The organism is Amycolatopsis pretoriensis (assembly GCF_900107925.1).
GTDB lineage: Bacteria > Actinomycetota > Actinomycetes > Mycobacteriales > Pseudonocardiaceae > Amycolatopsis > Amycolatopsis pretoriensis.
This window is the reverse complement of record NZ_FNUJ01000009.1, coordinates 47,238-64,562: the sequence shown is the minus strand read 5'-3', so window position 1 is coordinate 64,562 and position 17,325 is coordinate 47,238. Positions and strand designations below refer to the sequence as shown.

Genomic DNA, 17,325 nt, shown 5'->3' with positions numbered 1-17,325 from the left:
CGAAATTGAACTATCAACTTTTCCCGGTGGCCGGGACCGGCTCGGCCGTCAGGACCAGGTCGCTGCTCCCCTTGCGGGCATCGCGCCGGTCGAGCCAGGCGAGCACCGGCGCGGTCATGATCGTGGTGACCAGCGCGACGAGCACCAGCACCGTGAACAACGCCGGCGAGACGATCCCCGCCGCGAGCCCGACATTGAGCGCGATCAGCTGCATCAGCCCCCGGGCGTTGACGAGCACGCCGACGCGAGTGGCGATCGCCTGCGGCTCCCCCGCCAGCCGGGCCGCGCCCCAGGACGCACCGAGCTTGCCGACGATCGAGACCGCCACCGTCAGCAGCGCGAAGGCGAGCAGCTTCGGGTCGGCGAGCAGCGCGAACCGGGTGTTCAGGCCGGAATAGGTGAAGAAGAGCGGAACGAACACGATCGACCCGATCGGCATGATCTTCGCGAGCACGGCGTCGGCGGCCGCGCCGCGCGGGAACGCCACCCCGACGGTGAACGCGCCGAACACCGCGTACAGGCCGATCGTGTCGGTGAACCAGGCGGCCGCGAACAGCGTCATCGCGGTGATGAGCACCCGCTGGTCGACGCTCACCCGGTCGCTGCCCATCACCCGGGTCAGCAGGCGCCGCCCGACGATGAACACCAGCAGCGCGAACAGCAGCCCGCCGCCGAGGGCGAGCGCGATCGGCCCCAGCGATCCGGCGTGCATCCCCAGCACGACCGCCAGCAGCAACCACGCGAGGACGTCGTCGAGCGCGCCGCAGGCCAGCGCCAGCGACCCGAACTTCGTCGAGCCGATCCCGCGTTCGGTGATGATCCGGACCATCATCGGGAACGCCGTGATCGAAACCGCCACCCCGACGAACGCGGCCGACGTCACGAGCGAGACGCCGTCCTTTCCGATGCCGACCCACGACGTGCCCAGCACGGCGACGCCGACCCCGAGCGCCAGCGGCACCAGCGTCCCGGCCGACGAGATCGCCGCGACCGACTTCCGCGACTGCTTGATGCTGTTCAGGTTGAACTCGTAGCCGGCGCCGAACATGTAGATGACCAGGCCGATCTGGCCGCCGACGTAGAGCAGCGGCCGGATCGCGTCCGGGAACAGCGCCGCCTGGACGTCCGGCAGCAGCAGCCCGAACAGCGAGGGACCGAGCAGCACCCCGGCGACCATCTCGCCGACCACCGGCGGCTGGCCGAGCTTGACCGCGACCAGGCAGACCAGCCGGACCACCACGAGGATCGCCACGACCGCGAGGAAGAACGTGGGTGCCGCCTCGGACGGGCTCATCGGTTACCTCCGGCGAAGTAGGTGGTGCACAAGGCTTGGCGACGGGCGTCGAGGACCATGTACGTGCCGAACACGAGCTGGGCGAAGCTGCGCCAGACGTCTTCCCAGCGGTCGCGGACCGCGAGCCACACCAGCGGCGCTCGCCGGGTGCGGGCCCCGCGCGGGGTGAGCAGCGCCGGGCCGCGGTTGGGGATCGAGCGCGTGTGCCCGGCCGTCGTGGCCAGGCTGAACCGGCGCAGCACCTCCCGCGTCACGACGCGCATGGTCGGCGGGGCCAGCCCGCGGGCCGGGCAGGCGCGGTTCTGCGCGACGCCGAACGGGACGAAATCGTCCTTTCCGGACTGTGCCGCGTAACCCGGGTAGCTGAAGCACAGCACCGTCCCCGCCGGGATCGTGAGGTGCTCGAGCTCGATGTCCGCGGTGGAGATCCGGTGCGCGATGCCGAACAGCGGGAACTCGCGCAGGCCGTCGTCGATGACGCGGTCGAGGTAGGCGTCGTCGTCCGGGTGCTCGGCCAGCCGTCGTTGGACTTCGGGCCGTTGGGCGATGATCATCAGCAGGTGTGCCATCGCCTCGGACATCTGCACGACGGCGGTGTTGAAGAACGTCCCCTGCAGGTAGTAGGCCTGCTCCTCCGGGGTCAGGGACTCCGGCAACGGGTGCGGGATGTCGGCGAGGCGCCGCCGCAGGTACTTCGTCAGCTTCGCGCGACGGCGCATGTTGCGCGGCCGCACGCACTTCAGCGCCGAGACGACGTCGTCGGCGTGCCCGACGATGAGGTCCCGCGCCTCGGGCGGGCACGGCTCCTCGAACACCAGCTCGTAGTACAGCTCGGCCCAGACCGGCATCATCGCGTCGCGGAACCGGACGAGCCCGGGGCCGACGTCGTCGAGGACGTGCGCGGCCACCCGCCGGGCCAGCTCCTCGGAGTCCTTTTTGGACCGGACGAGGATGTGCCGGGTGCACTTGGCGACCTCGTCGTAGCGCGGGCCGGCTTCGAGATGCTCCTGGTGCACCTGGGGGCCGGGCGCGAGCCAGTACCAGAACAGGTCGGACAGGGCGGCACCGCGGCTGCGGCCGTTCGCCGCCGGGTCGGCGTAGACGCGCTTGAAGTCCGCGGCGCCGACCTGCTCCCCCGGGATCGTCACCGTGTCCTGGCCGTTGACCAGCGCGAAGATCTTCATCCGCAGGGCGACGACCCGGGCGGGCAGCCAGGCGGGCGCGGTCAGCGCGGCGGCCGTCGCGAGCGCTTTCCCGATCATCGGCGCACCTGGTCCGGGGTGAGGTCGGCCGGGTGCCGGCCGCCGCACATGGCGAGGGCCTGGTCGAAGTCGTCGCGCAGCAGGTCCAGGACCTGCGTGACGCCTTCGCGCCCGCCCGCGGCCAGCCCCCACACGACCGGACGGCCGACGCCGACCGCGTCCGCGCCGAGGGCGAGGGCCTTGACGACGTCGGTGCCGCGCCGGATCCCGCCGTCGAGCAGTACCGGTATCGCGCCGCCGACGGCCGCGGCGATCTCGGGGAGGACGTCGATCGTCGCCGGCACGGTGTCGAGCTGGCGGCCGCCGTGGTTGGAGACGACGATCCCGGCGACGCCGTGGTGCACCGCCAGCCGCGCGTCCTCGGCGTGCAGGACGCCCTTGATCAGCACCGGCAGCTTGGTCTTCGACCGCAGCCACGCGATGTGGTCCCAGTTCAGCCCGGCCGACATGACGATCTCGCGGACATGGCTGGTGTTGCCGCCACTGCGGTTCTCGCCGATGTTGCGGAGGTTCTCCACGACCAGCCCCGACGGCAGGTCGTGGAAGTCGTTGCGGTCGTCGCGTTCCCGGCGGCCGAGCACCGGCGAGTCCACGGTCACGACGAACGCCTTGACGCCGGCGTGCTCGGCGCGGCGCACGATCGCCTCGGTGAACTCCAGGTCCGGCTGCAGGTAGAGCTGGAACCACAGACCCGGGTCCGGCGCGACCTCGCGGGCCGCCGCGGCGATGTCCTCGATCGCCGTGGTGGCGGCCATGCTGACGATCATGATCGTCCCCGCGCGGGCGGCCGCCCGCGCCGTGGCGAGTTCGCCGTCGGCGTGCGCGAGCCGGTGGAACGCCGTGGGCGCGACGAGGATCGGCATCGACGACGGCGTCCCGAGCAGTTCGATGCTCAGGTCGCGCTTGTCGCTGCCGCGCAGGACGCGTGGGAGCAGCCGCAGCTTCCGGAACGCGGATTCGTTCTCCGCCACGGTGATCTCCTCCTGCGCGCCGCCCGCGAAGTAGTCGTAGTGCACCGGGTCGAGGCGCTGCCGGGCCGCCGCCTCGAACTCCGCGATCGTGCGCATCACAGCTCCCGCGTGAAGAACGCGGTCAGCGGCTCGACGTGCACCTCTTTGTCCCACTCGTTCTCGAGGTTTTCGGTGACGTGGTGGGTCGCGACGAGCTCGCCGCGGCAGTAGTGCCGGACGATCGGGTGCAGGTAGTGGCCCTCGCCGCTGTCGTTGGCCTTGTCCTGGGCGGCGCGCGCGACGAAGTCGAACGGGTCGATCTTGTCGTGGTCCGGGCCGTAGTCGAGGGTGACGACGTAGGCGTCCTCCGGCGGGTCTTGGAGGACCCGGTCGACCGGCACCTCTTCGAGGTAGCGGGCGGTGTCGCCGTCGATGATCAGCGCGTCACCGAGGAAGCCGAACTGCTGGTACAGCGCGGAAGTCCGGTTGATCCGGGTGATCACGGCGTCGGTCAGCGCGTCCGGTTTGGCGGGTAGTTCGGTGTTCGGCCACGGCGTTTCGTGGTGGCGCTCGTTGAGGACCCTGGCCAGCGCGCGGACGCCGTAGCGGAAGCCGTGGATGAAGGCGCTGGTGGCCTTCTTGAAGTCGCGGACCTGCGTGATCGTGCCGGCGAAGTAGAGGCCGGGCACGTTGACCGACTCCCAGTCCGGCGTCTGCGCGGGGAAGCGGTCGTTGATGGTGAGCTGCGGACGGCAGTCCTCGTCGAACAGCGACGCGTCGAAGCGGAAGCCGGTGCAGCCGATCACGCGGTCGTAGCGGATCTCCTTGATCACCTCGTCGGCGCGGGCGAAGGCGAACTTGACGTGGTAGCCGTCGGCGTCCTTGCGGACCTCGCGGACTTCGCCGTCGAGGATCGCGTGCTGGAGTTTCAGCTGGTACATGTCGAGGATGCCGGCGTTGTAGGCGCGCAGGTGGCCGACGAAGTGGGTGCGCCAGGCGAGCTTCACCGGCCGCGGGCCGCCGACGTGCACGACCGCCGCGGTCTCGATGAGGTTGTCCGCGGTCTCGAACGCGGAGTTCCCCTTGCCCAGCACGAGAACGCGCTGGTCGGTGAAGCTCTTCGGGTCGACGTCGACGTCCACGTACTGGTCGATCAGCTCGACGCCGGGGAACTGCGGGATGTACGGCTTGGTGACGCCGGAGGCCATGACCAGCCGGCGCGCCCGGAACTCTTCGTCACCGGCGGTGAGAACGAAGAGAGCGCTTTCCGGGTCGCGGCGGATGCGCGTCACCCGGGTGTCGTAGCGGACGTCGACTTTGTGCTTCTCCGCGTAATCGGCGAGGTAGCGGAGGAAGTCCGGGGCGTCCGGGAAGAGCTTCTCGCTGTAGTCGGTGAAGACGAGTTCGTCGCCGAGATCGGCGAGGATCGAGTTCCAGTCCATCCGCATGCGCAGCTCCGGGTCGGCGTACCCGGTGTGCTTCTTGTTGATGGAGATGAGGGTCCGGTGCCGGGGGAAGGTCTCGAAGAAGTGACCGGGCGCGGACCCGGCCTCCAGCACGAGGTACCGGTGCCCGGCGTGACCGAGGTGCTGCCCCAGTTGCAACCCCGCGGGTCCCGCCCCGACAACCAGATAATCGAGCACTTCCTCCACCACGACCTCCTGAGGCTCGGCACCGACCTTGATCGGCGCCGAGCCTGCTCCGGAGATCTCAGAAAAGGCTCAGAGCGCAGCTTTCACGTGAAAGCTACGCCCCCAGGTGGGAGCTTTCACGTGAAAGCTACGGCTTACTTGCCGGCCGCGCGGGCCAGGCGTTCCGGGTAACGCTCCCCCGCGATCGCCTCCGCCGGGGCCGCCGCCTCGATGGCCGCGAGGTCATCCGGCGTGAGCTCGAGGGAAGCCGCCGCCACGTTCTCCTCGAGGTACTTGCGGCGCTTGGTCCCCGGGATCGGCACGACGTCCTCGCCGTGGGACTGCACCCACGCGAGCGCCAGCTGACCCGCCGTCACGCCCTTCTCCTCCGCCAGCTTGCGCAGCGCGTCGACGATCGCCATGTTGCGGGCGAAGTTCTCCTCGGCGAACCGGGGCAGGCCGCGGCGCATGTCGTCCTCGGGCAGGTCCGCGACCGACTTCACCGCGCCCGTCAGGAACCCGCGGCCCAGCGGCGAGAACGGCACCACGCCGATGCCCAGTTCGCGGCACGTGTCCAGGATTTCGCCTTCGATGCCCCGGGTCCACAGCGACCACTCGCTCTGCAGCGCCGTCACCGGGTGGACCGCGTGCGCGGCGCGGATCGTCGCCGCGCTCGCCTCGGAAATCCCGGCGTACCGGATCTTCCCGGCTTCCACGAGCTCGCCGAGAGCGCCCCACGTCTCCTCGATCGGCGTGTCCGGGTCGACGCGGTGCTGGTAGTACAGGTCGATGTGGTCGGCGCCGAGCCGGCGCAGCGACTCGTCACAGCTCTGCTTGACGTACTCCGCGTCCCCGCGGGCGCCCATCGCGCCGTCGGTCCACACGATGCCGAACTTCGTCGCGAGCACGACCTCGTCGCGGCGGCCGGCGATCGCCCGGCCTACCAGCTCCTCGTTGGCACCGGCACCGTAGACGTTCGCGGTGTCGAGCAGCGTGACGCCGAGGTCGAGAGCCCGGTGGACCGTCGCGATCGACTCGTCGTCGTTGTCGCGGACGCCGTAGGCCTGGCTCATCCCCATGCAGCCGAGGCCCTGGGCGCCGACCTCCAGACCGCCGAGCTTCCTGGTCTTCACGCGGAAATCTCCTCCCTGCCCGGTTCCACGCCGAGCACGTTGCGCTCGACCTGGGCGTAGTTGTCGATCTTGTAGTCGAGGATGTCGAGGCACCCCTGCAGTTCGGCGATCCGCTCGGCGACCGACCGGCGCTGCTCCACCAGCAGGGCCTTGCGGCGGCCCGCGCTGGCCACGCCGTGGCGGCGCAGCGACGCGTACTCGCGCATGCTCTTGATGGGCATCCCGGTCGTGCGCAGCTTGGTCAGGAACCCCAGCCAGTTGAGGTCGTCGTCGGAGTACGCCCGGCGGCCCGCGGTGTCCCGCGCGGGCGGGTCGAGCAGTTTGATGCGCTCGTAGTACCGGAGGGTGTCGATCGACAGTCCGCTACGTCGCGCGGCTTCCGCTATCGAGTAGCTCATGAGCTCGACACTACGACCTGGAGTGCACTCCAGGTCAACTCTTCACCCTGGTCTTCCATAACAGCGTTCCGATACGCTCTGTGGATGGCACGGCCACGCACGCATGACGAAGCCCTCCGGCTGAAGCTGCTCGACCGCGCCGGTGAGCTCATCGCCGCCGACGGGCCGAAGGCGCTTTCCCTGCGGAAGCTGGCCGCCGACGCCGGGACGTCGACCACCGCCGTGTACTCCCTCTTCGGCAGCAAACCCGATCTGGTGAACGCGCTCTACACCGAGGGCTTCCGCCGCTTCGGCGCCCGCATGGCCGGCACCACGCTGACCGGCGACCCCGTCGAGGACCTCGTCGCGCTCGGCAGCGCCTACCGCGCCAGCGCCCTGGCCGACCCGAACCTCTACGGGATCATGTTCACCAGGTCGATCCCCGGGTTCGAACCCAACGAAGACGCCGAAAAACTCGCCCGCAAGACCCTCGAACCCCTCGAAGCGATCATCCGCCGCGCCATCGCCGACGGCGTGTTCCTCGACGTCCCGCCGGAGACGGTCGCGGTCGGCTGCTGGGCCGTGGTGCACGGGCTCGTCTCCCTGGAACTGACCGGCAACCTGCCGGAGGAGTTCGACGTCACGGGCTCATACGAGACGGCCCTGCGCGCGAACGCCTCCGGCTGGCTGCGGCCTCACCTCAGCCGCAGCGAACCGTCGTAGACGGTCCGGTTGAGCGAGTCACGCGCGCGCACGTGGACCGTCGCGTCCGGCAGCAGGTCGATGTTCCCGGGGACCCACGCGGCGACCATCCCGTCGACGACGTCGGCCTCGACGCTCGTCCCGATGCCGAAGTCGATCGTCGCCTTCGCCGCCGTCAGCGGCAGCGCCGCGGCGAACGGGTGCCGCGACTGGCCCCGCGGGGCGCCCGACTCGGCCGCGCCCAGCGTGTCCACGGTCAACGTGCGGGCCGCCTGGGTCTGCGGTCCGATGAAGCCGGGGAACGCGCGGGACTTCGTCCGCCCCGGCCGCTGGTAGTCGGGCTGGGTCTCGCAGACCACGACCCGGTCGCCCCGGCGGCCCATGACCACGCGGAAGTCCCCGGTGTCGAGCAGTGGGCCCGGCGCGTACGCGGCCGCGTCCGGGGTCACCTCTTCGGCGGTGTTCAAGCACTCGTCCAGTGCCCGGCCCGCGGGTGACGTCCGCTCGGCGGTCACCGGCCGGTCGACCGACATGACCAGCCACGGCGGCGACTGGGGCAGCACGGCCGCGCGCGGCGCCCCCGGGGTTTCGACGGTGAGCGTCGTCGTCCACAGGGCGGTCCGGGTCATCGCGACGAACTGGCCGCTGACCGGGGACGTGCGGATCGACTGCGACATGTTTTCCCCGCCCTCGGTCCGCGACCCGAGGAACCCGGGCGCGGTCCCGGGGTCCACGATCCCGGCGACGGTCCCGGTCGCGCTGTGCAGCAGCACCCCGACGTGCGTGCCCGGCGCGTACGCGGGCGCGGCCGCCGGGTCCGACACCGTCACGGTCGTTTCGGTGGTCTCGCAGAACATCGGCTTGCCGGCCGCGGTCGCCGCGACCACCGCGTCCGCCTGCAGGACTTCGGTGAACAGCGGGACCCACTCCGCCCGCGGCGGCACCCGGTCCGTCTTGCCCGCCGCCTGAACGGCCGCCCAGCAGCGGTCCAGCGCGGCCGTCGCCACCTTCGGGTCGAGGGTGAGGTGGTTGCCCGGGTCCGGCGGCGGCCCGGCGACGGGCTGCTCCCGGAACGTCTTCGTCGCGACGACCGCCCCCGCGGCCAGGACGAGCACCGCGGCCGCGGCGGCGTACCAGACGCGGTGGGTCCGCCGCGGTGCCCCGATCCCGGCGCGGACTTCGGCGCGCAGCCGGTCGCGGACGTCGTCCGGCAGCGCGCGCCGCGGCGGGAGACCGAGGTCGTCGCTCATTTCTCCTCCAGCAGCGTGCGCAGCCGGGCGCGGGCCCGGGACAGGTGGGCGCGGACGGTGACCTCGGCGACGGCCAGCGCCGCGGCCGCGTCGGCGACGCTCAGGTCGCCGAGCAGACACAGCTCGACGACCGCGCGCTGTGCCTTCGGCAGGGCTCGCACGGCGTCGACGATCTCGCGCAGCCGTTCCTCGCCGTCGAGCCGCTCGGCCACCGCGTCGGCGTGGTCGGACACGACCGGCGGGTCCGGGATCTTCCGGAGCAGCCGCAGCCGCCGTCTCGCGCCGCGGTGCTCGTCGCGGGCGGCGTTGCCGGCCACCGTGTAGAGCCACGGCAGGGCGCTGTCCCGCACCAGCGTCACGTCGGCGCGGCGGCGCCAGGCGGTCAGGAACGTGTTCGAGGTGAGGTCCTCGGCGGCGCTCCACGACCCGGTCAGCCGGTAGGCGTGGTTCCAGACTGCTTCGGCGTGCCGCTCGAAGAGCTCGCCGAAGGCCGCCTCATCGCCCCCGGCGGCCCGATCCCACAGGACCCGATCGTCCACCGGCGCCCCCGTCGCATGGCTGGTCACACCCCTCAGTGGCCGGCACCTGCCCGGATGTTGCGCGCAACTTCCGGCGCACCGGCGGCCACTTCCGGTCGTGATCATGGAGCAGGTCCGGACGACGGACAACCTTCGCCTGCGGCTGCCCGCGGCGGTCGCGTGCGTGTCGGCGCTGGTGTTCGCGCTGGCCCGCCCGCACCTCATCGACGACACGTTCATCACGCTGGCCTACGCGCGCAACCTCGCGTTCCACGGCCACTGGGGACTGCTGGCCGACGCGACGTCGAACTCGGCGACGTCACCGGCGAACGTCCTCGCCTTGGCCGCGTTGACGTTCGTGGTGCGGGACGCCGTCTTCGCGGCCGGCGTGCTGTACGTGCTGAGCCAGGTCGCGCTCGTCCTGGCCCTGCGGCGGCTCGGCACGGCGTTGCCGCGCTGGTTCCCCGCGCTCACGTTCGCAGCGCTGACCGTGAACCCGCTGCTGCTCTCCTCGATCGGGCTGGAAGTCGCGCTGGGCTCGGCGGTGCTCGGGTGGGTGACGGTGTTCGCGGTCGAACGACGTCCCCTGGCTTTCGGGCTCACCGCGGGCGCGCTCGCGCTCGTCCGGCTCGACCTGCTGATCTTCGCCGTCGTCTTGGGTTTCTCGGTGCGTTCCGGACGGGCGGTGCTCGGCCTCGCGCTGGTGGCGCTGCCGTGGTTCGCGTTCAGCTGGGTCGTGCTCGGCGCGGCGGTGCCCGACACGGTCGTGATCAAGACGCTGCAGGGCGCGCAACGAGCTTGGGGCGACTGGAACTTCGGCAACGGCCCGCTCTTCTACGCCCGGACTTCGCCGTGGACAGCGCTGTTGTCCTTCCTGCCGCTCGCGGCGTTGCCGTTCGCGTTCCGGCGCGGGCTTCGGCCGTTCACCCTCCTGGCTCTCGGCGGTGTGCTCTACCACCTGACGTACGTGCTGCTGAACGTTCCGCCGTACCACTGGTACTACGGCCCGGGGATCACCGCGGCGACGATCTTCCTGTGCGCGTGGGCGTCTTCGCGGCGGGTCGCGACCGGTTTCGTCCTCGGGCTCGTGGCCGCTTCCGTGCTCGCGTACGCGGGCTCGTCACGGGAGTTCGCGCCGCTGACGTCCAACTACGCGTCGACCGCCCGGTACGAGGAGATCGGCCGCGACCTGCGTGCACTGGCCGGCGGCCGGGTGATCGGCAGCGCGGGCGAAATCGGCGTGTTGGCTTACACGTGCGACTGCGCGATCGTCGACGTCTTCGCCGACCGCGGCCTGCTTCCCGCGGCGATCGAGGCCCGCGGTGCTTCGAGCCGGTGGGTCCGCGCGGCGCTGCGCGTCGACTACGCGTTCTTCGACTTCGACGTCCGGCCGCGGCGTCCCGACCTGGTCCTGCGGCGTCTGCCGAGCCCACCACCGGACGCGCTCGCGCACTGGACGCTCGACGCGCCGACGCTCGGGAAGCAGGAGCTCTACCTGGTACCGAACTGAGCGTCCGCCAGGTCGAGTTCCGCGTGTTCGCCGCCCTCGAAGTCGGCGCCCTCTTCGAAGACCGTGCGCGAAAACTCGAACCGGCCCCCGGAGCGGATCCGCGTGAAGCGGACATTGCTGGTGAAGTGCGCCCGGGAAAAGAAAGCGCCTTCCTCGAAGACCGACCGGTCGAAGTTGACGATGTCGCGGAACTCCGTGCCGTAGAACCCCACGCGGCGGGCGAAGTGCGTGCCGCGGATGTGGAGCTGACCGACGAACCGCGCGCGGCTGAAGTCGGCGGCGACCAGGGTGCACCCGCTCAGCCGGAAGTCGACGAGGGTGGCTCGCTGGAGGTCGATCGACATCCCCGGCCAGTAGCCCGCCGCGTCGTGGCTCAGGTGCGTCTTGAGCAGCTCCTGCACGGCCAGCCGGACGAGCAGCTCGCCTTCTTCGGGGTCGTCGGCCAGGTCGCGCGCCGCGGTGCCCTTGAGCCCGACGACCGGGGCCTTGAACGGCATCCGCAGGTACGCGCACAGCACGTTCACGATCGTCTGGCGCTGCTTCGGGTTGTCCTGTCCCAGCCGTTCCAGCGCGTAGAGCCCGCCGAGCCGCACGGGTGCCTTGTCGCTGCCGAGCTGCTCGACGGCCTTCGTGTACAGCTCGGTGACCCGCCGCTCCTCGAGGTCGCGTTCGGTCACGCCCGCCACGCGGGTCGTCTCGGCGAGCTGCAGCTCCATCGTGCGCTGGCGGCGCGTCGCCAGCCACAGGGCGAAGACGCCGCCCGCGCCGGCGCCGATGCCGAAGGCCGTCTTGACGGCGTCGATGCGCACCGGCGCGTCCGGCGTCCCGGACCAGCCGAGCAGCAGCCAGAGCAGCCCGGCCGTGACGAGCGCGACGGCGCCGCCGGCCACGGCCACCCAGCGCCACTTGAGGACGGGCAAGGCTCAGCGGGCGCCGTACTGGCGGTCACCGGCGTCGCCGAGGCCCGGGACGATGAAGCCCGAGTCGTTGAGGCGCTCGTCGATGCTCGCGGTGACCACGCGGACCGGCAGGCCGGTCTTCTCCAGGTGCGCCAGGCCTTCCGGCGCGGCGAGCGCGCAGATGGCCGTGACGTCGTCGGCGCCGCGGTCGGTGAGCAGCCGGATCGTGTACTCCATCGAGCCGCCGGTGGCGAGCATCGGGTCGAGCACCAGGACCGGCCGGTCGGCGAGCGACTCCGGCAGCGACTCGAGGTACGGCGTCGGCTTCAGCGTCTCCTCGTCGCGCGCGAGGCCGACGAAACCCATCCGCGCGTCCGGGATCAGCTTGTGCGCTTGGTCGGCCATGCCGAGGCCGGCCCGCAGCACCGGGACGAGCAGCGGCGGCTCGGCCAGCGTGTAGCCCTCGGTGCGCGCGACCGGCGTGTGGATCCGCTCGGTCTTGACCGGCACGTCGCGCGTGGCTTCGTAGACCAGCATGACGGTCAGCTCGTGCAGCGCGGCCCGGAACGCGGCGTTGTCGGTGCGCGCGTCGCGCATCGTGGAGAGCCGGGCCTTCGCGAGGGGGTGATCGACGACGTGCACATCCATGCGGGTCAATCTAGCCGTTTCGCGAAGCTCTTCACCCAGCCGCGCTGCCAGGGCGTTTCGACGGCGCGTTCGTGGTAGTGCTCGCGGGTCCAGGCGACGGCTTGGTCCGCGGGCACGCCGGACAGGATCGCCAGGCAGGCCATCACCGTGCCGGTTCGCCCGGCACCGCCGTAGCAGGCGACTTCGACGGTTTCGGTCTTGGCGCGTTCGTGGAGGGCCTTGATCTTCTTCCGGGCGTCCTCGGGATGGGCCGGCAGCAGGAAGTCCGGCCAGGTGACCCATTCGTGCGGCCAGGCGATGCCGCCGCCGTGCTTGCGCCGCAGCCGGCTCGTCCCCAGGTAGAGCCCGAAGTCCGGCTCGGGCCCGTCGGGGCGCGGGCGGCCCAGCCCCCTGCCTTGTACGTGAGTGCCGTCGGGAAACTCGACCATCGGCCCAGTGTCCTCTGAAAGGTGGACACGCAGGGTGGTTATCGCCGCTAAGCTCCGCCGGGTGAGCGAACTGACGCCCGATCAGATGAGGGCTTCCGACGCGGACCGCGAGCGCGTCGCCCAGGTGCTGCACAACGCCCTCTCGGAAGGGCGGATCACCGTCAACGAGCTGGAGGAGCGGCTTTCGACGGTCTACGCGGCGAAGACGATCGGCGAGCTCAAACCGGTGACGGCGGACCTGCCGACGTCGTCCGCGGCTCTCGAACCGGCACCGACCCGGGCGCTCGGCTTCCCGGACCAGCGCATCGGCGGCCACCCGGGCAGCCCGGTGTCGATCGGTGTGATGTCGGGCGCGGTCCGCAAGGGCAGTTGGGTCCTCCCCCCGCAGCACACGAGCTTCGCGTTCTGGGGCGGCGCGGAGATCGACCTGCGCCAGGCCCGTTTCGCCGACCGCCAGTGCACGATCACGGCGGTGGCGATCATGGGCGGCATCACGATCACGGTCCCGGACGACATCAACGTCGACGTGACGGGCATCGGGTTCATGGGCGGGTTCGTGCTGGAGGACAAGTCGGGAGCACCCCCGGCACCCCCGACGGCGCCGACCGTGAAGATCAACGGGTTGGGGTTCTGGGGCGGGGTGGTCGTGTACCGGAGGCCGGCTCAGCGGGCGGAACCACCGCAGATCGAAGGGGCTTAGAGCAGCCCGGCGAGGTCGACGTTCACCGTGAAGGGGTCGGTCACGGTGAACGGCCCGTCGTGGACGGCGGCCGGGGCGTAGGTCTTGGTCGTGGGGTCCAGCTGGTAGCGGAACACTCGGAGCTTTTCGGGGTCGTCGGTGTTCTCGACGCGCCAGAAGTGCTGGATGCCACCGGCTGCGTACTCGCCCGGCTTGTCGATCTGGTCGGCGGTGACCGAACCCGGTGACATGACCTCGACGACGAGCACGCAGTACTCCGGCCGCAGGACCAGCTCATCGGGCAAGGACGAGTCGTACACGACGATGTCCGGCCGTCGGTTGAGCAAGGGAACGTCACGGAGCCGCAGGTCGACGTCGGTCGAGACCTCGAACTCCGGCCCGCAAGCGTCCTCGAACACCTGCGCCAACCGCCGGGCGAAATTCTGGTGCGAGCGGCGCGGGGACGGGTTCACAAGGATGGCTCCATCGACAATCTCGATACGCCGGCAGATCTCTTCCGGCAACGCATCGTAATCGTCCGCACTCAACCCTGCGGACGGCAGATCCATCCAGTCCGGCAGAGCGGTCATCGTCACGCTCCCTCGCTGGCCTGGCACTGCGCGCCAAAGTGCACAGTAATAACGCCAACAGTAGCGGATGAGGTGCAATCTTTATACCGCAGCCGTGACACAGCCTGCCGATAACGTCACACCGGGTGACCCGCCTCCGGACCCCGCGCACTGTCGGACCCGCCGCCTAGACTCAGGCGCATGACAGCCACGACCAGCACGTCAGCGGCGCCGGCCACCCCGGCACCGCTGGTGGACGCGACTCGCGATGACGCGAGCCTGCGCCGCTTCCTGCTCGGGCTGCCCGGTGTCGACCAGGTCGGCGTCGAGCAGCGCGCGGCGGGCCTCGGCACGCGCAGCATCAAGAAGGACGCCAAGCGGTGGGCCATCGACACCGCCATCTCCATGGTCGACCTGACCACCCTGGAGGGCGCCGACACCCGGGGCAAGGTCCGGGCGCTCGCCGCGAAGGCCGTCCGCCCCGATCCCGAGCGGCAGGACACCCCGCGCGTGGCCGCCGTCTGCGTGTACCCGGACATGGTCGCCACCGCCGTCGAAGCGCTGGGCAGCAGCGGCGTGCACGTCGCGTCCGTCGCCACCGGCTTCCCCGCGGGCCGCACCAGCCGCGAGATCAAGCTGGCCGACACCAAGATCGCGGTCGACGCGGGCGCGCACGAAGTCGACATGGTGATCGACCGCGGTGCGTTCCTCGAAGGCCGCTACATGGACGTCTTCGAGGAGATCCAGGCCATCAAAGCCGCGTGCGGCGACGCCCACCTGAAGGTCATCCTCGAGACCGGCGAGCTGGCGACCTACGACAACGTGCGGCGCGCGTCGTGGCTGGCGCTGCTGGCCGGCGGGGACTTCATCAAGACCTCCACCGGCAAGGTCTCCCCCGCCGCGACGCTGCCGGTCACGCACATCATGCTGCAGGCCGTCCGCGACTGGCACGTCCGCACCGGCGAGCTGCGCGGCGTCAAGCCGGCCGGCGGCATCCGCACCACGAAGGACGCGATCAAGTACCTGGTCGCCGTGCACGAGGTCGCCGGCGAAGAGTGGCTGACCCCGGACCTGTTCCGCTTCGGCGCGTCCAGCCTGCTCAACGACCTGCTGCTGCAGCGCCGCACCCAGGTGGACGGCCACTACAGCGGCCCCGACTACGTGACGGTGGACTGATGCCTGTTTTCGAGTACGCACCGGCGCCCGAGTCGCGCGCCATCGCGAACCTCAAGGACCACTACAAGCCGTTCGTCAACGGCGAATTCGTCGACGGCTCGGGTGAGCCGCTCAAGACGATCAACCCGGCCACCGAAGAGGTCCTGGCCGAGGTCGGCACCGTGTCGAAGTCCGATGTGGACACCGCGGTCAAGGCCGCCCGCAAGGCGTACGACTCCGTGTGGTCGAAGCTGCCGGGCGCCGAGCGCGCGAAGTACCTCTTCCGCATCGCGCGGCTGATCCAGGAGCGCTCGCGCGAGCTGGCCGTGCTGGAGAGCCTCGACAACGGCAAGCCGATCAAGGAGTCGCGCGACTCCGACGTCCCGACGGCGGCGGCGCACTTCTTCTACCACGCCGGCTGGGCCGACAAGCTGGAGTACGCGGGCTATGGCGCCAATCCGCGGCCGCTGGGTGTCGCGGGGCAGATCATCCCGTGGAACTTCCCGCTGCTGATGCTGGCCTGGAAGATCGCCCCCGCGCTGGCCACCGGCAACACGGTCGTGCTGAAGCCGGCCGAGACGACGCCGTTGACCGCGCTGGTCTTCGCGGAGATCTGCCAGCAGGCCGAGCTGCCGCCGGGCGTCGTCAACATCCTGCCGGGCGCGGGCGACATCGGCGCGTCCATTGTGGAGCACGCCGGCATCGACAAGATCGCCTTCACCGGCTCGACCGACGTCGGCAAGGCGATCCAGCGCCAGGTCGCGGGCACGCCGAAGAAGCTGACGCTGGAGCTGGGCGGCAAGGCCGCAAACATCGTGTTCGAGGACGCGCCGCTCGACCAGGCCGTCGAAGGCATCGTCAACGGCATCTTCTTCAACCAGGGCCACGTCTGCTGCGCGGGCTCGCGCCTGCTGGTCCAGGAGTCCGTCGCCGAAGAGGTCCTCGACAAGCTGCGCCACCGCGTCTCGACGCTGCGCATCGGCGACCCGCTGGACAAGAACACCGACATCGGCGCGATCAACTCGGCCGAGCAGCTGGCGAAGATCCGCGGGCTCGTCGAGTCGGGTGACGCCGAAGGCGCGGAGCGCTGGACCAGCCCGTGCCCGGTGCCGGACCGCGGGTTCTTCTTCGCCCCGACGGTGTTCGCGAACGTCCACCAGTCGATGCGGATCGCGCGCGAGGAGATCTTCGGCCCGGTGCTGTCGGTGCTGACGTTCCGCACGCCGGACGAAGCCGTCGCGAAGGCGAACAACACGCCGTACGGGCTGTCGGCGGGCATCTGGACCGAAAAGGGCTCCCGGATCCTGTGGATGGCGAACCAGCTGCGCGCCGGCGTGGTCTGGGCCAACACCTTCAACCGCTTCGACCCCGCCGCCCCGTTCGGCGGCTACCAGGAATCCGGCTTCGGGCGCGAAGGCGGCCGCACCGGGCTGGAGGCGTACCTGAATGTCTGACCGGATTTCCGTCGCGAAGACGTACAAGCTCTACATCGGCGGCAAGTTCCCGCGTTCGGAGTCCGGCCGGGTGTACCCGGTGACGGACACGAAGGGCAAGTTCCTGGCGAACGCGGCGCACGCGTCCCGCAAGGACGTCCGCGACGCGGTGGTGGCGGCCCGCAAGGCATTCCCCGGCTGGTCAGCGGCGACGGCGTACAACCGCGGCCAGGTGCTCTACCGGGTGGCCGAGGTCCTCGAAGGCCGGCGCGACCAGTTCGTCGCGGAAGTGTCCGCTTCGGAGGGTCTGGCCGCGAAGAAGGCCGAGTCCATTGTGGACGCGGCGATCGACCGCTGGGTCTGGTACGCGGGCTGGACGGACAAGATCGCCACGGTCCTCGGCGCGGCGAACCCGGTGGCGGGCCCGTACTTCTCGTTCACGGTCCCGGAACCGACAGGCGTGGTGGGTGTCTTGGCGCCCCAGCAGTCGTCCTTGCTGGGCTTGGTCGAGGTCCTGGCCCCGGTCCTGGCGACGGGCTCGACGGCGGTGGTGGTGTCGAGCGCGGAGAGGCCGTTGCCGGCAATCACGCTGTCGGAGGTCCTGGCGACCTCGGACGTCCCGGGCGGAGTGGCGAACATCCTGACGGGGCGGGCGGCGGAGCTGGGCCCGTGGCTGGCTTCGCACGGTGACGTGAACGCGCTGGATCCGACGGGAGCGTCCCCGGAGGACCGCACGGGGCTGGCACGCGAAGCGGCGAACACGGTGAAGAGGGTGCTGACGGTCCCGGCGGCAGAGCCGGACTGGACGACGGCCCCGGACATCACCCGCCTGCGCCGCTACCTGGAGGCGAAGACGGTCTGGCACCCCCTGGGCGTCTGAGCTGCTC

The 17,325-nt window shown here is 70.8% G+C and carries 18 protein-coding genes; 6 read left to right on the top strand and 12 right to left on the bottom strand.

What is annotated here, in order from left to right; genetic code table 11:
* Positions 1-13: 13 nt before the first annotated feature.
* The 6 genes from BLV96_RS35890 to BLV96_RS35865 all read right to left on the bottom strand — a co-directional run bounded on the left by BLV96_RS35890 (position 14) and on the right by BLV96_RS35865 (position 6,668).
* Entirely contained in the window at positions 14-1,294 is a 1,281-nt protein-coding gene (locus BLV96_RS35890; RefSeq protein WP_086673849.1) for a cation:proton antiporter, read from the bottom strand.
* Positions 1,291-2,556: a cytochrome P450 family protein gene (locus BLV96_RS35885; protein ID WP_086673851.1), complete on the bottom strand. Its 1,266-nt coding sequence runs from the start codon at positions 2,554-2,556 to the stop codon at positions 1,291-1,293. The genes BLV96_RS35890 and BLV96_RS35885 overlap by 4 nt, the downstream gene beginning before the upstream one ends.
* Positions 2,553-3,623 carry an alpha-hydroxy acid oxidase gene (locus BLV96_RS35880; RefSeq protein ID WP_086673853.1) on the bottom strand — a complete coding sequence of 357 codons (1,071 nt, stop codon included), beginning with the start codon at positions 3,621-3,623 and terminating at the stop codon, positions 2,553-2,555. Before BLV96_RS35880 ends, BLV96_RS35885 begins: the two co-directional genes overlap by 4 nt.
* A complete protein-coding gene (locus BLV96_RS35875; protein ID WP_086673855.1) occupies positions 3,623-5,161 on the bottom strand; it encodes an NAD(P)-binding domain-containing protein in 1,539 nt (512 codons plus the stop codon). The genes BLV96_RS35880 and BLV96_RS35875 overlap by 1 nt, the downstream gene beginning before the upstream one ends.
* Positions 5,162-5,292: 131 nt before the next feature.
* On the bottom strand, positions 5,293-6,216 hold the full coding sequence (locus BLV96_RS35870; RefSeq protein WP_208608423.1) for an aldo/keto reductase: 924 nt from the start codon (positions 6,214-6,216) through the stop codon (positions 5,293-5,295).
* Positions 6,217-6,266: 50 nt separating this feature from the next.
* Positions 6,267-6,668, bottom strand: coding sequence for a MerR family transcriptional regulator (locus BLV96_RS35865; protein WP_086673859.1), 402 nt, complete (start codon positions 6,666-6,668; stop codon positions 6,267-6,269).
* 84 nt (positions 6,669-6,752) lie between these two features.
* Between BLV96_RS35865 and BLV96_RS35860 the strand changes: the two genes are divergently transcribed.
* On the top strand, positions 6,753-7,370 hold the full coding sequence (locus BLV96_RS35860) for a TetR/AcrR family transcriptional regulator (RefSeq protein ID WP_086673861.1): 618 nt from the start codon (positions 6,753-6,755) through the stop codon (positions 7,368-7,370).
* Here BLV96_RS35860 and BLV96_RS35855 read toward each other — a convergent pair.
* Both BLV96_RS35855 and BLV96_RS35850 read right to left on the bottom strand, forming a co-directional pair.
* Entirely contained in the window at positions 7,343-8,599 is a 1,257-nt protein-coding gene (locus BLV96_RS35855) for a hypothetical protein (protein WP_086673863.1), read from the bottom strand. The genes BLV96_RS35860 and BLV96_RS35855 overlap by 28 nt on opposite strands.
* Positions 8,596-9,165, bottom strand: coding sequence for an RNA polymerase sigma factor (locus BLV96_RS35850; RefSeq protein WP_086673865.1), 570 nt, complete (start codon positions 9,163-9,165; stop codon positions 8,596-8,598). Before BLV96_RS35850 ends, BLV96_RS35855 begins: the two co-directional genes overlap by 4 nt.
* Positions 9,166-9,241: 76 nt before the next feature.
* Between BLV96_RS35850 and BLV96_RS35845 the strand changes: the two genes are divergently transcribed.
* Positions 9,242-10,627 (top strand): hypothetical protein, encoded by a 1,386-nt coding sequence (locus BLV96_RS35845; protein WP_244180728.1) that lies wholly within the window; start codon positions 9,242-9,244, stop codon positions 10,625-10,627.
* On the opposite strand, the gene BLV96_RS35840 is transcribed toward BLV96_RS35845, so the two are convergent.
* Genes BLV96_RS35840 through BLV96_RS35830 form a run of 3 tightly spaced genes read right to left on the bottom strand, consistent with a single transcriptional unit; the run spans position 10,609 to position 12,602 of the window.
* Positions 10,609-11,547: a pentapeptide repeat-containing protein gene (locus BLV96_RS35840; protein ID WP_244180727.1), complete on the bottom strand. Its 939-nt coding sequence runs from the start codon at positions 11,545-11,547 to the stop codon at positions 10,609-10,611. The two genes, BLV96_RS35845 and BLV96_RS35840, sit on opposite strands and share 19 nt — an antisense overlap.
* A 3-nt stretch (positions 11,548-11,550) precedes the next feature.
* Positions 11,551-12,174 carry a uracil phosphoribosyltransferase gene (upp, locus tag BLV96_RS35835; protein WP_086673869.1) on the bottom strand — a complete coding sequence of 208 codons (624 nt, stop codon included), beginning with the start codon at positions 12,172-12,174 and terminating at the stop codon, positions 11,551-11,553.
* A gap of 5 nt (positions 12,175-12,179) precedes the next feature.
* Positions 12,180-12,602 (bottom strand): protein-tyrosine phosphatase family protein, encoded by a 423-nt coding sequence (locus tag BLV96_RS35830; protein WP_086673871.1) that lies wholly within the window; start codon positions 12,600-12,602, stop codon positions 12,180-12,182.
* A gap of 85 nt (positions 12,603-12,687) precedes the next feature.
* On the opposite strand from BLV96_RS35830, the gene BLV96_RS35825 reads away from it, so the two are divergent.
* A complete protein-coding gene (locus BLV96_RS35825) occupies positions 12,688-13,302 on the top strand; it encodes a DUF1707 SHOCT-like domain-containing protein (protein ID WP_208608422.1) in 615 nt (204 codons plus the stop codon).
* On the opposite strand, the gene BLV96_RS35820 is transcribed toward BLV96_RS35825, so the two are convergent.
* A complete protein-coding gene (locus BLV96_RS35820) occupies positions 13,299-13,850 on the bottom strand; it encodes a Uma2 family endonuclease (protein WP_086673898.1) in 552 nt (183 codons plus the stop codon). The genes BLV96_RS35825 and BLV96_RS35820 overlap by 4 nt on opposite strands.
* Before the next feature lie 201 nt (positions 13,851-14,051).
* On the opposite strand from BLV96_RS35820, the gene deoC reads away from it, so the two are divergent.
* Genes deoC through BLV96_RS35805 form a run of 3 tightly spaced genes read left to right on the top strand, consistent with a single transcriptional unit; the run spans position 14,052 to position 17,318 of the window.
* Entirely contained in the window at positions 14,052-15,026 is a 975-nt protein-coding gene (gene deoC / locus BLV96_RS35815) for a deoxyribose-phosphate aldolase (protein WP_086673875.1), read from the top strand.
* Entirely contained in the window at positions 15,026-16,459 is a 1,434-nt protein-coding gene (locus BLV96_RS35810) for an aldehyde dehydrogenase family protein (RefSeq protein ID WP_086673878.1), read from the top strand. The genes deoC and BLV96_RS35810 overlap by 1 nt, the downstream gene beginning before the upstream one ends.
* The gene (locus tag BLV96_RS35805; RefSeq protein ID WP_086673880.1) at positions 16,452-17,318 is read left to right on the top strand and encodes an aldehyde dehydrogenase family protein; all 867 of its coding nucleotides are present in this window, start codon (positions 16,452-16,454) and stop codon (positions 17,316-17,318) included. Before BLV96_RS35810 ends, BLV96_RS35805 begins: the two co-directional genes overlap by 8 nt.
* The last annotated feature ends 7 nt before the right edge of the window (positions 17,319-17,325 follow it).

Excerpts from the sequence above, each read along its gene's own strand:
- BLV96_RS35890 (WP_086673849.1), bottom strand. The coding sequence starts at position 1,294 with ATGAGCCCGTCCGAGGCGGCACCCACGTTCTTCCTCGCGGTCGTGGCG.
- BLV96_RS35885 (WP_086673851.1), bottom strand. The coding sequence starts at position 2,556 with ATGATCGGGAAAGCGCTCGCGACGGCCGCCGCGCTGACCGCGCCCGCC.
- BLV96_RS35880 (WP_086673853.1), bottom strand. The coding sequence starts at position 3,623 with ATGCGCACGATCGCGGAGTTCGAGGCGGCGGCCCGGCAGCGCCTCGAC.
- BLV96_RS35870 (WP_208608423.1), bottom strand. The coding sequence starts at position 6,216 with ATGGGGATGAGCCAGGCCTACGGCGTCCGCGACAACGACGACGAGTCG.
- BLV96_RS35865 (WP_086673859.1), bottom strand. The coding sequence starts at position 6,668 with ATGAGCTACTCGATAGCGGAAGCCGCGCGACGTAGCGGACTGTCGATC.
- BLV96_RS35860 (WP_086673861.1), top strand. The coding sequence starts at position 6,753 with ATGGCACGGCCACGCACGCATGACGAAGCCCTCCGGCTGAAGCTGCTC.
- BLV96_RS35855 (WP_086673863.1), bottom strand. The coding sequence starts at position 8,599 with ATGAGCGACGACCTCGGTCTCCCGCCGCGGCGCGCGCTGCCGGACGAC.
- BLV96_RS35845 (WP_244180728.1), top strand. The coding sequence starts at position 9,242 with ATGGAGCAGGTCCGGACGACGGACAACCTTCGCCTGCGGCTGCCCGCG.
- upp (WP_086673869.1), bottom strand. The coding sequence starts at position 12,174 with ATGGATGTGCACGTCGTCGATCACCCCCTCGCGAAGGCCCGGCTCTCC.
- BLV96_RS35830 (WP_086673871.1), bottom strand. The coding sequence starts at position 12,602 with ATGGTCGAGTTTCCCGACGGCACTCACGTACAAGGCAGGGGGCTGGGC.
- BLV96_RS35825 (WP_208608422.1), top strand. The coding sequence starts at position 12,688 with ATGAGGGCTTCCGACGCGGACCGCGAGCGCGTCGCCCAGGTGCTGCAC.
- BLV96_RS35820 (WP_086673898.1), bottom strand. The coding sequence starts at position 13,850 with ATGGATCTGCCGTCCGCAGGGTTGAGTGCGGACGATTACGATGCGTTG.
- deoC (WP_086673875.1), top strand. The coding sequence starts at position 14,052 with ATGACAGCCACGACCAGCACGTCAGCGGCGCCGGCCACCCCGGCACCG.
- BLV96_RS35810 (WP_086673878.1), top strand. The coding sequence starts at position 15,026 with ATGCCTGTTTTCGAGTACGCACCGGCGCCCGAGTCGCGCGCCATCGCG.
- BLV96_RS35805 (WP_086673880.1), top strand. The coding sequence starts at position 16,452 with ATGTCTGACCGGATTTCCGTCGCGAAGACGTACAAGCTCTACATCGGC.